Source organism: Lactobacillus sp. ESL0259 (assembly GCF_003693045.1).
GTDB lineage: Bacteria > Bacillota > Bacilli > Lactobacillales > Lactobacillaceae > Lactobacillus > Lactobacillus melliventris.
On record NZ_REHP01000005.1, the window covers coordinates 225591 to 242199 of the forward strand.

13 protein-coding genes are annotated in these 16609 nt (G+C 36.2%); 10 read left to right on the forward strand and 3 right to left on the reverse strand.

Annotation, left to right across the window (positions count from 1 at the left end):
- Positions 1-288: 288 nt before the first annotated feature.
- Positions 289-1167 carry a LysR family transcriptional regulator gene (locus F5ESL0259_RS03360; RefSeq protein ID WP_122037470.1) on the reverse strand — a complete coding sequence of 293 codons (879 nt, stop codon included), beginning with the start codon at positions 1165-1167 and terminating at the stop codon, positions 289-291.
- A gap of 144 nt (positions 1168-1311) precedes the next feature.
- On the opposite strand from F5ESL0259_RS03360, the gene glpK reads away from it, so the two are divergent.
- From glpK to F5ESL0259_RS03390, 6 genes are all read left to right on the forward strand, one after another.
- Positions 1312-2826 (forward strand): glycerol kinase GlpK, encoded by a 1515-nt coding sequence (gene glpK, locus F5ESL0259_RS03365; RefSeq protein ID WP_122037471.1) that lies wholly within the window; start codon positions 1312-1314, stop codon positions 2824-2826.
- 33 nt (positions 2827-2859) lie between these two features.
- Positions 2860-4602, forward strand: a complete 1743-nt coding sequence (locus F5ESL0259_RS03370) for an FAD-dependent oxidoreductase (protein WP_122037472.1) — start codon at positions 2860-2862, stop codon at positions 4600-4602.
- Positions 4603-4829: 227 nt separating this feature from the next.
- Positions 4830-5792: a mannose-6-phosphate isomerase, class I gene (gene manA / locus F5ESL0259_RS03375; protein ID WP_046324677.1), complete on the forward strand. Its 963-nt coding sequence runs from the start codon at positions 4830-4832 to the stop codon at positions 5790-5792.
- Between the two features lie 15 nt (positions 5793-5807).
- Entirely contained in the window at positions 5808-6203 is a 396-nt protein-coding gene (locus F5ESL0259_RS03380) for an SdpI family protein (RefSeq protein ID WP_046324678.1), read from the forward strand.
- The gene (locus tag F5ESL0259_RS03385) at positions 6200-6919 is read left to right on the forward strand and encodes a response regulator transcription factor (RefSeq protein ID WP_046324679.1); all 720 of its coding nucleotides are present in this window, start codon (positions 6200-6202) and stop codon (positions 6917-6919) included. The genes F5ESL0259_RS03380 and F5ESL0259_RS03385 overlap by 4 nt, the downstream gene beginning before the upstream one ends.
- A gap of 8 nt (positions 6920-6927) precedes the next feature.
- Entirely contained in the window at positions 6928-8379 is a 1452-nt protein-coding gene (locus tag F5ESL0259_RS03390; RefSeq protein ID WP_122037473.1) for a cell wall metabolism sensor histidine kinase WalK, read from the forward strand.
- A gap of 43 nt (positions 8380-8422) precedes the next feature.
- On the opposite strand, the gene F5ESL0259_RS03395 is transcribed toward F5ESL0259_RS03390, so the two are convergent.
- Positions 8423-9289: an SPFH domain-containing protein gene (locus F5ESL0259_RS03395; RefSeq protein ID WP_122037474.1), complete on the reverse strand. Its 867-nt coding sequence runs from the start codon at positions 9287-9289 to the stop codon at positions 8423-8425.
- A 38-nt stretch (positions 9290-9327) separates the two neighbouring features.
- The gene (locus tag F5ESL0259_RS03400) at positions 9328-11520 is read right to left on the reverse strand and encodes an LTA synthase family protein (RefSeq protein ID WP_370448798.1); all 2193 of its coding nucleotides are present in this window, start codon (positions 11518-11520) and stop codon (positions 9328-9330) included.
- A gap of 138 nt (positions 11521-11658) precedes the next feature.
- Here F5ESL0259_RS03400 and F5ESL0259_RS03405 point away from each other — a divergent pair, with 138 nt between their 5' ends.
- From F5ESL0259_RS03405 to F5ESL0259_RS03420, 4 genes are all read left to right on the forward strand, one after another.
- Positions 11659-12285 (forward strand): VanZ family protein, encoded by a 627-nt coding sequence (locus F5ESL0259_RS03405; protein WP_122037476.1) that lies wholly within the window; start codon positions 11659-11661, stop codon positions 12283-12285.
- Positions 12286-12364: 79 nt separating this feature from the next.
- Positions 12365-13714 carry a glucose-6-phosphate isomerase gene (locus tag F5ESL0259_RS03410; RefSeq protein ID WP_122037477.1) on the forward strand — a complete coding sequence of 450 codons (1350 nt, stop codon included), beginning with the start codon at positions 12365-12367 and terminating at the stop codon, positions 13712-13714.
- 143 nt (positions 13715-13857) lie between these two features.
- On the forward strand, positions 13858-15246 hold the full coding sequence (locus tag F5ESL0259_RS03415; protein WP_122037478.1) for an MFS transporter: 1389 nt from the start codon (positions 13858-13860) through the stop codon (positions 15244-15246).
- Between the two features lie 255 nt (positions 15247-15501).
- Positions 15502-16590 (forward strand): PTS sugar transporter subunit IIC, encoded by a 1089-nt coding sequence (locus tag F5ESL0259_RS03420; RefSeq protein ID WP_122037479.1) that lies wholly within the window; start codon positions 15502-15504, stop codon positions 16588-16590.
- The last annotated feature ends 19 nt before the right edge of the window (positions 16591-16609 follow it).

Below are 16609 nucleotides of genomic sequence, written 5' to 3' on the forward strand. Positions count from 1 at the left end.
CTTTTGGTTACGCATTGGTTTTGGTTAGTAGCGTCTGGTCACAGGCAAACTTTTTACCATTTTTCACGCAGAAACTCCGCCTCAATTTAAGGAAACAACAACATCAATTTCGACATCACTAACCTGAATATGTTATTAGTTAGTGGCTTCTTAATTAAAGCAGAAGTTCATTCTAATTTTGTTGTGGCTTCCGTCTGCATGTTTCTTTCTGTGTTCATTTCCCTAGCTACTGGTTTGAGTAAATTGGGTAGGCTGGAAAAGTTACACTAATAAAAAACAACGTAAAACTTATTTTTTAGACAAGCAATGGTCTAATATATTATAAATAGCTGGATTCTTATAAATTGCTACAACATCATATTTTAATTTAGGTAAGTTTGGTAAGAAAGTAACATATTTAGCATAAATTGTTGGTAATGGCAGTTCATCTGGATAGATAGCTATACCATAATCTAAAACAACATTCGATAATGCAGCGTCGAAACTGTCTAAATAAATAATTTGGTCATAGTGAATATTCTTTTTTGCTAAAATATTTTTAATTTTTGTTTGTACATCATTCTTATCTGTAGCAGTCCATTTTTGCAAGAAAAGGGGCTGCTTTTTTATAACATTCCTTTTTAGCCTACCATCTTGATTAACAGCTTTTTTGCTCAGTAAAATCCCAAAATTGGCAGTTCCGATTTTCTTAACATGAATATTCTTAATTTTACTTACCGCTGTTGAGAAACCAATCAGCACATCGTAATCCTCTGCATCAAGTTTCGGTATACTAGTAGCAAAATTTTCGGTATCTAATTGTAATTGTAAGCCTGAATTGTTTTTTGTAAGTAATCGCGCTAAGCTAACGGCCCAATAATCAAAACCATGTAAATAATGTATTCTCAACGTTTGAAATGAATCATTTAACTGACTAATTTTTTCATTAAATTCATAATATTTCTTAAGTATCGGTACTGCACAGTGATACAGATTAATACCCGCTAAAGTAACTTTAAAATGGGAAGTTGAACGATCAATCAGTTGCACGCCTAAATCTTCCTCTAAATTTTTTATTGCGTTACTAATGGCTGTTTGAGAAACAAAATTTCTCTTAGCGGCCGGAGTAAATCCTTGAGTTTCTACAACATCTATAAAATATTTATATGCTAATAGGCTATATTTCATCACATTTTGTCCTTTTACTTATAACTTTATCTAATAAGTTATCATCATTATATGTTAGCGCTTACTAAAAAGCGAGGGTAAAATTGAATTGTAACGACAGTTACCTTTACTAAATTAGTTTTGTAACTAAAAAGGAGAAGTATAATGGCTGAAAAATATATTTTAGCGATTGATGAAGGTACTACAAGTACACGTGCAATTATTTTAGACCATTCTGGTAAAAAAGTAATTGATTCACGGAAAGAGTTTAATCAATATTTTCCTAAACCTGGCTGGGTAGAACATGATGCTAACGAAATTTGGAATTCAGTTTTATCGACTATTGCCAATTCGTTTATTAATTCAGGAATTAAGCCTAACCAGATTGCCGCTATTGGTATCACTAACCAACGGGAAACTACTGTAATTTGGGATAAGAAAACTGGCTTGCCAATCTACCACGCAATTGTCTGGCAATCTCGGCAAACTTCAGATATTGCCGATAAAATCATTGCTGACGGGTATTCCGATATGATCCATGAAAAAACCGGTTTAATCCCTGATGCATATTTCTCTGCAACTAAAATTCGCTGGATACTTGACCATGTTCCTAGCGCTCAGGAGCGTGCTGAAAATGGTGAATTATTATTTGGCACCATCGATTCATGGCTCGTCTGGAAACTGACTGGCGGCAAAGTTCATGTTACTGATTACACTAATGCCAGCCGGACAATGCTTTTTAACATTACCAAACTTGATTGGGATGATGAGATACTAAAATTATTAAATATTCCTAGAAAAATTTTACCGGAAATTCGTTCTAATTCTGAAATTTATGGCACTACTGCGGAATATCACTTCTATGGCAGTCAAGTTCCCATAGCCGGAATGGCTGGTGACCAGCAATCAGCTCTGTTTGGTCAATTAGCTTTTGAACCAGGAATGGTTAAAAACACTTATGGTACCGGTGCGTTCACTGTTATGAATACAGGGGAAAAGCCAAAATTCTCGGCCAATAACTTGTTAACGACTGTGGCATATGGCATTAATGGCAAAGTAAATTATGCTTTAGAAGGTAGTATTTACGTTGCCGGTTCTGCTATTCAGTGGTTGCGTGATCAATTGGGCATTATTGATGACGCTCCTCAATCAGAAGAAGCCGCAAAACGTTCCAAGGATAACAATGAAGTTTTTGTCGTCCCAGCATTTACCGGTCTAGGTGCTCCTTACTGGGACTCAAATGTCCGTGGTTCAGTCTTTGGCTTAACTAGAGGTACGACAAGGGATGATTTTACAAAAGCAACTCTACAATCTTTGGCTTATGAAAGTCGCGATGTTATTGATACTATGCATGAAGATACCAAAATTAAAATTCCTAAATTAAAAGTCGATGGCGGTGCTGCCAATAACGACTATCTAATGCAATTCCAGGCAGACATTTTAGGAATTGAAATAGAGCGTGCGGCTAATCTTGAAACAACCGCTTTAGGTGCTGCTTTTCTTGCTGGTTTAGCTATTGGCTATTGGAAAGATTTCGAGGATATAAAGAAAATCCAAAAAGTCGGCAAGATATTTAAACCACAAATGAGTGGCGCTGAAAGAGACCATCTTTATGAAGGGTGGAAGTCAGCTGTTAAGGCTGCTCAAAGTTTTTCATACAAACCTTACCAAAAGAATTAGTTAACAGTTTTACTAAAAGAAAGAGGTTATACCATGGCGTTTTCAATTAAAACCAGACAGGAAGAAATTGAACGTTTAAAAAATGAAAAATTAGATTTATTGGTTATCGGTGGCGGTATTACTGGAGCTGGCGTTGCATTGCAAGCTAGTGCAGCTAAGATGAAAACCGGTTTAATCGATATGCAGGACTTTGGTGGCGGAACTTCATCACGTTCAACCAGGTTAGTTCATGGTGGTATTCGCTATCTTAAGACTTTTGATGTCCAAGTAGTTTCTGATACAGTCAAGGAACGTGCAATAGTTCAGCATATTGCTCCTCATATGACTCGGCCTGATCCTATGATTTTACCAATTTATGATGAGCCGGGAACAACCTTTACCATGTTTTCCGTCAAAGTAGCAATGGATCTATATGATCATTTAGCTGGAATCGAGGGTGACTCTCCTTTAATTAAGTATGCCAACTATACAATGGATAAAGCAGAAACTTTAAAACGGGAGCCACAATTAAACAGCGAAAATCTACAAGGCGCAGGCGTTTACCTAGACTACCAAAACAATGATTCACGTTTAGTAGTAGAAAATGTCAAAAAGGCACATGAATTAGGATGTTTGGCTGTTAGTCGGCTGAAATGCATTGCGATTTTACATAACGAGCAAAAGCAGGTTAACGGCGTACGTGTCCATGATAACTTGACCGGTGAAGAATTTGAAATTCATGCGGATGTAGTTATTAACACCTCTGGGCCTTGGTCCGATTTAGTAAGACAGGAAGATAAAGCTGTTTATAAAAAGCCGCGTCTGCGTCCTACAAAGGGTGTTCACTTAGTAGTTGACCAATCGCGCTTGACTGTGCCGCAACCAACTTACTTTGGTTCAGGTACAGCAGACGGTCGTATGATTTTTACTATTCCTAGAGAAGGTAAAACCTATTTTGGCACTACCGATACCGACTTTACCGGTGATTATGCTCATCCTACTGTTGAACAAAGTGATGTCGATTATTTGTTAAATATTATTAATAAGAAGTATCCTTCCGCTCATTTAACTATTAACGATATTGAAGCCAGCTGGGCTGGAGTTCGTCCTCTAATTGAAGTCGAAGTTGAAGGCAATGAAGCAGCAGATGCAGCAACTGGTGCCAGTGTCTCTGACAGTACTTCAGCGCCGTCCGCTGTATCTCGCGGTAGTTCATTAACTGAAGCTGAGGATGGCTTAATTACTCTAGCTGGTGGTAAATTAACAGATTATCGTATTATGGCTAATGGTGCCATGAAGAAAATACAGCAAAAGCTTCATGACAAGTTTTCTAAGAACTTTACTTTACAAAATTCTGCTGAAATTAAAGTTGCAGGTGGTGACTTTGATTCAGACCATGCAGAAGAAGAACTTGCTCGAATTGCTAAAGATGGCGTAGCAGCCGGAATTACTGCTGATGATGCCAAGGAAATTGCCAACTTGTTTGGTTCACAAGCAGAGCAAATCTATGACTATGCAAAAACCATTAAGCCCGCTGCAGGATTAAGTCTTGGCGAAACAGCTGCCCTTGATTATTCACTAGCTGAAGAAATGACATTGACACCTGTTGACTATCTCTTAAGGCGTACTTATCACATCTTATTCAAGAGTGATACTTTAAACCAGGTTAAAGAAGGTGTCGTTAACCATATGTCTGATTACTATGGCTGGGATAAAGAGCAAAAGACTCAATATGTACATGATTTAGAGCAGGAAATAGCACAATCACGACTAGATAAACTAAAGAATAAAAAATGATAGATTAGCAAAAAGAAAGTAGTAAATTATTCCCCTAAAAAGCCCGTCAAGATAAACTGGCGGGTTTTTTCTTGCCCTTTTTTAAGCACACTATTACAATTAAATTATTTTATGTGAGCAGGGGCTAGCAAAAAGTATTATTATAACAATAATAAATGTTGTCATATTTGAAAAAATAGTTTTAAATTTACATCTTAAAAGATTAAACTATTAGAGAGGTGATTAAAATGGAGCCAATTTTTCTTACTCCTTATTTTAGACCCAAAATTTGGGGTGGACGCAAATTGAAAACAATCTTTAATTATAATATTCCGGATGGCAAGGTTGGAGAAGCTTGGGTAATCTCCGGCTATAAAGAGGATGCTTCTACAGTAATCAATGGTCAATTTAAAGGGCAAAGTCTGCGTCAGGTTTATCAAGAAAACCCGACGCTATTTGGCAACCCTGAAAGTAAAGAATTTCCGCTGCTGGTAAAGTTCCTGGATGCAAATGATAATTTGTCTGTTCAGGTTCATCCCAATGATGAATATGCTCGCAAAGTAGAAAACGATAGTGGCAAAACTGAAAGCTGGTATGTTTTGCAGGCTGATCCTGGATCATATCTAATTTACGGGCATACTGCCAAAACTCGCGCGGAACTGGCTGAAATGATAGAAAAGGGAGAATGGGATAAACTTTTACGCAAAGTACCAGTAAAAACTGGTGATTTCTTTTATGTCCCTTCAGGAACAATCCACGCCCTTACTAAGGGAATATTGGTTATTGAAACCCAACAATCTAGTGATGTAACATACAGGTTGTATGACTATGATCGTGTTGACCAAAAAACTGGTAAGAAACGCGAACTGCATACCCAAAAATCAATCGCTGTTACTCAAGTCCCACATGTTGATCCTAAACTGGATATTACAATAGATCACGTGCAGGATGCTACTATTAAAACTTTGGTTGCACCACCCGTTTCACCTCATTTTTATTTGTGGCAAATCGATTTAGCTGGGAAATGGCACACCGGCTTAAATAGTCACCCCTACTTATTAGTAACAATCATAAAGGGGACAGGTACACTTCAAATTGAAAATAAATCATATGACCTATCAATTGGAACAAATCTGATAATTCCTAATAATATTAAAAAATTTACATTCGCAGGTAATATGAAATTGGTTATTTCTGCGCCGAACAATTAAGGGGAATAATAAAATATGATCTATATAGCTTGTGGCTCAATTATGGTAGTAGTTGGGCTATTATGGCTCATTTCACCTTCGAAAAGACCTTGGCCGTTTTACGGATATTATTCGTACTTGGCCACAGTGAATAAAGCAAGTTTTAAATTTGCTCAGCATAAAGCAGGAGGTTATTTTATTATATTTGGTTTAATTCAATTATTATTAGGAGTTGGTATCCATTTACTTAAATGGGATCGTTACTTTTTACTTTGGCTGCTGACATTTTATCTTTTCATTATCTTTCCAATCATGGCTACTGAAAAAAGTCTAAAAAAATTTTTGATAAATCGTCATGAACTGCCAGCAGATTATATAGACCCTGACAAAGTAAAAAAGGAGAGAACAAAAGGATTTAGGGACAGAAAATGAAACTGAAAATTTTAATGGTCGAGGATGATCAGTCGGTTGCAGAAATGATGGGGATGTTTTTCGAAAAAGAAGGATGGTCCATGGATGTTGCCACTGATGGGGAACAAGCCGTTAAAATGTTTGCTGAGAATCCTGATCAATATGATTTGATCACTCTAGACCTTAATTTACCTAAAAAAGATGGCATAGAAGTTGCTAAAGAAGTTTGTGCAATCTCACCATCAATTCCAATCATCATGCTTACTGCGCGCAGCAGTGAAGAAGAACAAATTCAAGGATTTAATGCTGGTGCCGACGATTATGTATCTAAGCCATTTAGTCCTTTGGCGCTAATAGCACGTATTAAAGCTTTGCAACGCAGAATCAGAATTGATGATAAGCAGGAACAAACCAAAACAGCAGAATCCGGAGAAAAATTTGATGTGGTTACTAATCATATAAAAATTTCCACAAGTAGACGTGAAGTATTATATGATAATAAGCATGTTCAAAATATTACCCCCAAAGAATTTGATTTGTTATATACCATGGCCCAGAAGCCAAAGCAGGTCTTTTCTCGTGAACAATTATTAGAATCTGTTTGGGGTTATAATTATTATGGTGAAGATCGCACCGTGGATGCACATATTAAAAAGCTACGCCAAAAATTGGAAAAAGTAGGTGCAAATGTCATCCAAACCGTTTGGGGTGTTGGCTATAAATTTGATGATTCGTAGGCTTTATTATGAAGTTGATTTATCAGCATATGCTTAGTTTTTTACTAATCATTCTTACTACGGTATCAATAATCGGTTTTTCTGAAATTAATAATACTACTCAACAATCGTACGAATATAATTATCGGCGAATGGAAGATTTTGCCGCAGCATTAGGGACTTTGGCTACAAATGATAAAAAGGACGGAGCAGCAATGCTGAATCCTAAATTTTTAAAAAAGCTGGAATTTGTCCTTCATAGCGATAGGGTGTATCTTAGCGTTTTTGATGCACATGGTTCACAAGTTTATCCTCAAAGAAATGACAAAATTAAACTTACTTCTCACCGTCTAAGGCAATTGAAAAGTGGTAAGAAGCTACGTATCAAAAATAATAACGAAGCTCTCTCCAGCTTAGGCTATAAAAAAGATGCTTGTACTGGTGTACTTATACCATGGAAGGATAAAGGAAAATTTATTGGAGCAATGTGGTTAGGAGTCAGAATTGCCCAAGTAGAGCGGCCGGTAAGAATTGCCAAGCAAAATCTCTTCAACGCATTAGTTTCTGCCATTATTGTAGGTTTAGTACTCAGCTTGGTCCTTTCTTTTTATGCAACCAATAGAATTAAAAAGTTATCTATCGCTACCAAAAAAGTTACAGCAGGTGACTTTGATGTGCAGACACATTACTGTGGTCATGATGAAATATCTCAGCTGACAGATAACTTCAACCAGATGGTTCGGACTTTAAAAAAATCAAATCAAGAAGTGAAGGAACAAGAAAAAAGGCGAGACCAGTTTATGGCTGATGCTGCTCATGAAATGCGCACACCTTTGACTACGATAAATGGTATTTTAGAAGGCTTACAATATGATGCAATTCCTGATAAAGCTAAGCCCAAGTCTATTGCCTTGATGAGTAGAGAAACTAAGCGGTTAATTCGTTTAGTTAATGAAAATTTGGATTATGAAAAAATTCGCAATAACCAAATAAATTTAGTTAAAACGCGCTTTAATGCCAGAAAGACATTTGATGATGTAACAATGCAACTTAAGCAAAATGCTGCTAAAGCTGATGATACAATCTTTATCACTGCCCCAAAAAATCTACCTGTTTGTGCAGATAAAGATCGTTTTACCCAAATAATGGTTAATTTGGTACAGAATGCAATTCAGTTTACTGCTAACGGTAAAATTGAAATTAGCGGTTATAGAATTGCACACGCCACGGTAATTATGATTAAAGATAATGGTATCGGAATGAATCAGCAACAAATTAAATACGCTTTTGAAAGATACTTTAAGGCTGATCCTTCACGCAGCCGCTCTGGTAAAGGAGAATATGGTTTAGGATTATCTATTGTTTCCTCTTTGATCAAACAGCATGGCGGCAAAATTAGTGTCCAATCTGCAATCAATCAAGGAGCGGAATTTACAATCATACTTTTTGACCAGGGTTATGAACAATATCTTGAAGATTAAAAAAATCATTTCCACAAAAGGAAATGATTTTTTATTGTATGACTTATTTGTTATTTTTAGTTGTTTCGTGCCAAACTTTTGCAGTTACAGGAATTGAATCAAGATTAGTCATTTCATCTTTTCCTACCACAATTAGATTATTGGGACCTTTAGCTAAATTATTGAAACTGTCTAAGCTTTGATTCTTAAAATAGCCATCACTGGCTTTTGCTAAGGTCAATTGTAACTGGTTAATGCGATACGCTTCTGCGTCTGCTTCTGTTTTAACAGCTTCTGCTTTAGCCTTAGCAGTAGCAATTAAAGCATCATTTTTAGCTTTAGTGGTTAATTCAATATTTTTAGCTTCACCTTCAGCCTTTTCAATAGCAGCTATTTTTTCACGGTCGGCAGTTAGCTGTTTGTCCATAGCTTTTTGAATTTCAGTACTAGGCAAAAGTTCATCAATATTGACCCGAACTACTCGAATGCCATAAATGTCTGTTAAATCGCCAATAGCTTCTGAAAGTTGAGTGTTAATGCTGCTAGTTGAGCCTAAGGCGTCGTTTAAGTCCATTCTTCCGATGATGTCACGCAAGTGTCCTCGGATTAGTTCAACCATTGATTTGACCGAATCAGTATTATTGTAAAAATATTTATAGGAATCAGTTACTAGGTAATTTAAAGTTAAGCTAGTAGTAATTTCTGCATTGTCTTTGGTAATAATCGAATATTTCGAAATTTCTGCCGGAAACATTGCCAAGGAAACTTTGCGCAACCTCTGTATTACGGGGATGATTAGCACTAAACCAGCTTTTACCGTTCTGGAATATTTTCCTAATGTTTCTATTAAACCTTCATTGTTTTGGGGGACGACACGACACATAGAGAGTAATAAAAACAAAATCAGCACAACAATTATTAAAAATCTCATTTTAACCTCCAAAATTAAAAAATTATGATTATTCTTAATTATATGACTTTTTTCGATTTTTTTCTATGCTTGGTCTGCTTTTCAGTTAAGTGATTACCAGAAACAGATTCTGGAATGGCAGTAATTTCTTCTTCACGTCCCTTTAATTCGATGGCATCTGTCTTATACAAACCGGTAGTAGATTTGCGGTGTTTACTTATCAGCGCGGTTGATTTATTTTTTAACTGCTGTCTAATATCTTCCATTTGTTTAAAATTAGTTAAGTAGTCAAACTCATTTGGGTCAACTGGTTTAAAACCGCTGGGAGTGTAAAACCGCAATAAATTATGATTATTTAATAAATCTGAATATTTTAATGATTTTTTACCTTCTTTTGATAACTTGTTTATTTCATATTTTTCTTGTTCAGTAAAATTGATAATTTGCTTGCCGCTTTTACGGTCATAGACAACTCCCTTAAGGCCCTTACCACCGATAATGACGTACTTTTGACTGACAATAGTGCCGTTTCTAAAAACAACCCACGGGCGATATTTAGGAGCTAACAGATCATGACCAAATTGAATATAATTACGGTTGGAAATGCCTAAGAGATGGAGTATTGTTGGCAAAACATCAATTTCACCAGCGACTTCGTGTTTAATTCTTCCTTTGAGATTGGGTGCGTGGATCATAAAAGGCACGCGTTGCATTTGTACGTTATTGAAAGCATTCCAGGTATCAGAGCTCTCACCAACAATCGGTGCTAAAGTTTCATTCTCCGAATTAGTTAAGCCGTAATGATCACCGTAGATCACTACCATAGTGTTTTTGATTAAACCGGATTTCTTTAAGTAATCGAAAAATTCGCGAATAGATTGATCCAGATAATGGGCTGTTTCAAAGTAGTTGTTAATTGACTTGTCCGAAGTATCACTGGTTTTAAACGTTGGATCCAGATCTTCTTCATCCATATCAAATGGCGTGTGATTAGTTACGGTGATGAATTTAGTATAAAAAGGTTGCTGCATTCTTTCTAAATATTTAATACTTTCAGCAAACAATATTTTGTCTTTAATACCGTAGCCAATGTGGTCGTTTTTATCATGGCTAAAGTAATTTTGGTCAAAGAAATAATTATAACCAAGATTTTTATAAACATCATCGCGATTCCAAAAAGTACCTACATTACCATGAAATACCGCTGACGTATAGTTGCCGTGTTGACGTAAAATCTGTGGTGCAGCCTGAAAGGTGTTTGAACTGCCCATCGCTGTAAATAAAGAGCCATCAGAAATACCGTATGTGCCAGTTTCCAGCATGTTCTCCGCATCACTGGTACGACCAATACCGACTTGATGGTAAAAATTGGCAAAACTCAAAGTGTGTTTGTCGTGATAAATTGAATTGAGGTAAGGTGTGACCTCTTTTCCGTTAATTTTCAGATCAATCAAAAATTGTTGAAAGCTCTCAAGATGAATAATAATAACATTATTGCCCTTTTCTTTACCGAAATACTCAGGATTTGCGGGCAATTTATTTCTTTGGTTATAAGTCAAAATTTTGTTTAAATCGGCAGTATTGGCATTTCTATTTACCTGTTCCGTTTGTTCATTCTTAATACCATCATAGACAGTATAAGTATTAATACCGAGGTACTTGACAATGTATGAACGATCAAAAGTTGTCCCTAATAACCTTGGTCTGGATGATTCGGCCAGAAAAATATTTAGAACCAAAACCAAACTACCGACAGAAGTAACAGCAAAAGGGGTAAGAAGGCCAAAAGATTTTTGATCAATTTTTATTTTGTGAGTGATTAATAGTGTAACTACAACGATAAGATCAAGCCACAATAATAGATCGGAAGGCTGAAGTAGTGCGACAGCGCTTTTTCCTAAACCAGGAGCGACTTTTCCAGCATTAGTTATGGTCTTGACTGTGATAAAATCAGAGAATTGACGGTAATAAAGAATATTTGCAAATAACAATCCTGAATTTGCAAAATCAAGCAGCAGCATGGCACAATAAGAAACAAGCGGCTTAGAAAAATAAAGTCCAATGCTAATAAGTAAAATAGCACTGCCAACCGGACTCAGCCACATTATAAAATGTTGATAGGGGTCGGAAATACCCAAGTTGAAATCATGATAGGCAGCAAAAATGTATTTCAGTGTATATAAAACAACTAGAAGGCAAAAAAAGCCTATACGAGTCTGAATGAAATTGGTCAGATTTTTTTTATTCAAAATGAACTCTCCCTTATCAGACTATTTTAAAAGTTTCTGGACTTTTAGACAATCTTTTCCAAATAGTTAGACCTTTTTTAATAATTAAACAGGAAATTTGAGTATAATTTAAATGAACTCTATTTTAGGAACTGAACCAGTATGATATTTTTAGGACCAATATATAACCAGCTTTCACAACTTTATGCGACCAAAATAAATCATTTTGCTTTGATTAAGCTAATCATGTTGGCACTTGATAAAACTCTTTTTTACTTTTTATTTTTTATGGTAATGCGTTTAATTTGGCTGATGACTATTAGAAGCAGACGTACAGTAAAGTCAGAAGCAGCAGTATGGCTATTTGCTTTTTATTTGATATTAGTTTTAATGTTGACGACTTTTCGCAATACGTATTTTCCTTGGAATCTAACCTTAAACCTTCACAGGCCTCTTAATGAAATTAATTTTGTCTTTCTCAGGGAAACGTGGAAAATGTATCACGCTCAAAGTAGGCTTGATTTTTTTTATAATTCTTTGGGTAACATTCTTTGTTTTGTACCTTTTGGTTTTTTGTCACCATTTGTTTTTCCCAAAAAGCAAACGTTCTGGCGGGTTTTATTAGCCGGAATTATTTTTTCGGTTTTCATTGAAGGGATGCAATTTTTGCTTGAAACTGGAGTGACCGATATTGATGATGTGTTCTTTAATAGTTGCGGCACGGCGGCTGGCTATTTTGGTTACTTATTGGTTATGTTAATCAGGAGAAAGTCTCGTAAAACTAACTAAAAGGTCTGGCATTTATAAAATAAGATTGCTAAAATGTTCTTGTGAAAGAAGTATTTAATTCAGTAAGGAGAGCGTAAATATGAGTTTAATTAAATTTGATAGCACCAAATTAACCCCATTTGTTCATGAAAATGAACTAAGTGAAATGCAGGCTATTGTTGATGCTTCTGCTAAAGAGCTTAAAGATGGCACAGGTGCAGGTAATGATTTTCTAGGCTGGATTGATCTGCCAGTTAATTATGACCAAGATGAGTTTGCCAGAATTAAAAAAGCCGCTAAAAAGATTCAAAGTGATTCTGAAGTATTGGTATGTATCGGAATAGGTGGTTCTTACTTAGGTGCTCAAGCTGCCGTTGAATTTTTGAATGGTGCGTTTTACGGTAAGGGTAAAGAAAAATATCCTACTATTGTTTTTTGCGGCAATTCATTGTCCGGCTCATACTTACATGACTTAATCGAGTGGGTTGGCGATAAGGACTTTAGCGTAAATATTATTTCTAAATCTGGTACAACTACTGAACCAGCTGTTGCTTTCCGCATTTTTAAAGATAAATTAATTAAAAAGTATGGTGAAGAAGAGGCTAAGACCAGAATTTTTGCTACCACCGATAAGGCTAAGGGAGCATTGAAGACTGAGGCAGACGCTGAAGGCTACGAAGAATTTGTTGTGCCGGACGATATTGGTGGTCGTTACAGCGTTTTGTCGGCTGTGGGTCTTTTACCAATAGCTGTTTCTGGAGCTGATATTGATCAGTTGATGAAAGGTGCTGCTGATGCCAGAGCCGATTACACCGATACAGACTTGAGTAAAGCAACCCCTTATCAATATGCTGCATTGCGTAATATTTTGTATCGCAAGGGTTACACTACTGAAATAGTTGAAAATTACGAACCAACTTTAAGAATGTTTAGTGAATGGTGCAAACAATTAATGGGTGAATCTGAAGGTAAGGATAATAAAGGTATTTGGCCAGCAAGCGCCAATTTCACTACCGACCTTCATTCATTAGGACAATATATTCAAGAAGGCAGAAGAAACCTCTTTGAAACTGTTATTAGAGTTGAAAACCCCACAAATGATGTCGAAATTCCTTCTGATGATCGCAATTTAGACCAGCTGAATTTCTTATCCGGTAAGAGTTTAAATTTTGTTAATGAACGTGCTTATGAGGGTGTTGTTCTGGCTCACACAGATGGTGGAGTACCGGTAATGACAGTTAACATTCCAGATCAAACTGAACATACTTTAGGCTACTTAATTTACTTCTTTGAGTTGGCTATTGCTGTTTCTGGTTATGTCAATGGCATTAATCCATTCAACCAGCCAGGCGTTGAAGAATATAAGCGTAATATGTTTGGTTTGCTTAACAAACCAGGTTATGAAGAATTACACGATGACCTAGCTAATAGATTTAAACAGGAAAACTAATTTTTATTTATTGCAACTTCTTTTAAATAAGACTAACATAAATATATAGAGATTAACCTGTACATCATATATAGTGATATGTAATCATAATGGAAAGGGTAAAAGTTTATGACTTTTAACCCTTTTTTATTAAGGAGAAATATATGGAAGAAAAAAGAGAGACACCAAAACGGGTTTTGGCGATTATCAGTTGTGCTTTAATGGCTTTTGTTTCAATACTAACTGAAACTAGCTTAAATGTTACTTTTCCCACTTTAATGAAACAATTTCATATCGGTTTGGGATTAGTTCAGTGGACTACAACTGGGTACTTACTGACAATTTCTGTAATTATGGTTGCCAGTTCATATTTGAATGATCGTTTTTCCGCGAGACAATTATTTTTAACTGCTGCAATTGCTTTTATTGCCGGATCGGTTGTAGCGGGCTTTGCGACTAATTTTGGGGTCTTACTGGCAGGTCGCTTAATTTCGTCAATCGGTGCCGGTCTTTCAATTCCATTAATGTTCAACATGGTTGTTGAACTGATGCCGCAAGAAAAATGGGGCTTTTACATGGGACTAACAGGCTTAGTTATTATACTTGCACCATCTTTGGGGCCAACCTTTGGTGGCACTGTGGTTTACTATTTTGGCTGGCCACTAATTTTTGAAATTGTAGCTATAATTGCAATAATCATCATGATCTTGGGTCTATTTGTGGTAGAGCAATACCATGAAAAAAAGCATCCCAGCTTTGACTGGTTAAGCTATATCGTTATTGCCAGTGCAATGATTATTTTTAACTTAGGCTTTAATCGCATTAGTAATGGTTTAACAGATGTCGGCTTTTGGCTCAGCATGGTAGTAGTGGCGATTTTAGTATATGTATTTATTAAACTTTCACGCTCAAGTAAGAAGAAATTAATAAACTTGAGTATTTTCAAAAATAAGCCCTTTATTTTTGCCATGATTTCCTATCTGTTACTTCAGTTTATTAATATTGGCACCAGTTTTGCCGTTCCTAACTACGTGCAGATTGTTAATCACGCTAGTTCTCTTGTTGGTGGTTTAGTTTTACTTCCGGGATGTATTATTAGTGGTATCTTAAATCCGTGGTTTGGACGTATTTATGATAAAAAGGGTGCACCGTTACCTTTGTTGACTGGAACAGTATTTTGTTTAACAGCATGTCTGCTTTTTGCGATTTTTAGCTTAAAAATTAGTACAGTGATGGTCGGAGTCTTTTACGGAATTATGATTATTGGTCGCCAAATGGCGTTTAACAACACAATGGCAGAGGCCTCAAAACTGCAACCAGAAGAATTGCATACTGATGCTACTGCAGTCTTTCAAACTGGCCAGCAATATGCTGGCTCAATGGGGACTACCGTAATGGCTGCCATTATTTCTTCTTGGCAAAAAAGACCGGGCAATTATGCTGCACTCACTGCTCAAGGAAGTCAAGAAGCCTTTCTATTTTTGACGTTTGTCAGTGTCATAATTTTACTAAGTTATTTAAACTTGTTTAGACTTGAGCAAAAAATGAGATAAATAATTAAATAGTTTCGTTAATTGCTGTAACTTCATTTGCAATAAATGAAGTTATTTTTTTGCCAGATAATTAACATTAAAATAAATTAACATTTTAGTGTACATTTTTAAATAAAATGATAAAATACTTAATAATTAATTTTAAGGGAGGAAAAAGCAATGAGACGAATTAGCAATCAGCATATTTCGATTTTGTCACAAATTATTTTGCTGACAAAGCATACTTAAGAACTATTTAATTAAAGGAGTATAAATATGGCTGATACAACCAACACCAATAAACTAACAGTAAAAACTTTTCTTAATAAGATTTTAGCCGGAACCGCAACTGGAATTATTGTGGGGCTGATTCCCAATGCAGTTGTCAGCGCAATTTTAAAGTTATTTGGACAAAATCCGGTGACTGCAACTATTAATCAAGCGCTTTTGATCTTTCAATGTGCTACGCCACTATTGATTGGAGCGTTAATTGCGATTCAATTTAAAATGGAGCCACTCGATGTTGCTATTGTAGGAGCTGCCGCATATGTTGGTTCTGGGGTAACCAAGTTTGTCCCACAGATTGTTAACCCAGCTACTAAAGCTCAGGGAGTTTTTGTATCTGCAGGAACAGGCGATCTGATTAATACGATGATTACCGCTGGTCTGGCTGTGGGACTTTTGCTATTAGTTGGACAACATTTTGGCTCTGTCAAAATTGTTGCCGCACCGATTTTTGTGGGTGGTGGAACAGGCCTAATTGGCATGTTGATTTTGCCTTATGTCAGTAAAATTACCACTTGGCTGGGCACTGTAACTAACTCCTTTACTAACCTACAACCAATATTAATGTGTATTTTAATTTCCTGTATGTTTGCAGTCTTAATCATTTCGCCAATATCAACTGTTGCTATTGGTATGGCAATTCAGTTAAATGGTATCTCCGCAGGAGCAGCCGCGATGGGGGTGGCCGCAACCACTTTGGTATTAGTAGTTCATTCCTGGCGCACTAATAAATCAGGAGTTACCATCGCCATAGCACTAGGAGCTATGAAAATGATGATGCCTAATCTTTTTAGATATCCAATTATCGTTTTGCCAACCTTAATTACTGCAGCTCTTTCCGCTATTCCAGTAGCCTTATTCCATGTTAGTGGCACACCAGCTTCTGCTGGCTTTGGCCTCGTCGGTTTAGTTGGACCTCTTGCCTCATTAGACGCTGGTAAAGCAAGCATTAATATTGTAATGGCGCTAATTGTCTGGATAGTATTTCCGGTTGTAGTAGCAATGATTTGTCGCTTCCTTTTTGAAAAAGTATTTCATCTTTATGATGAAAAAGTTGCCTTTGCCTATTTAGGCGAATAATTATTTCTGTCATTAACCC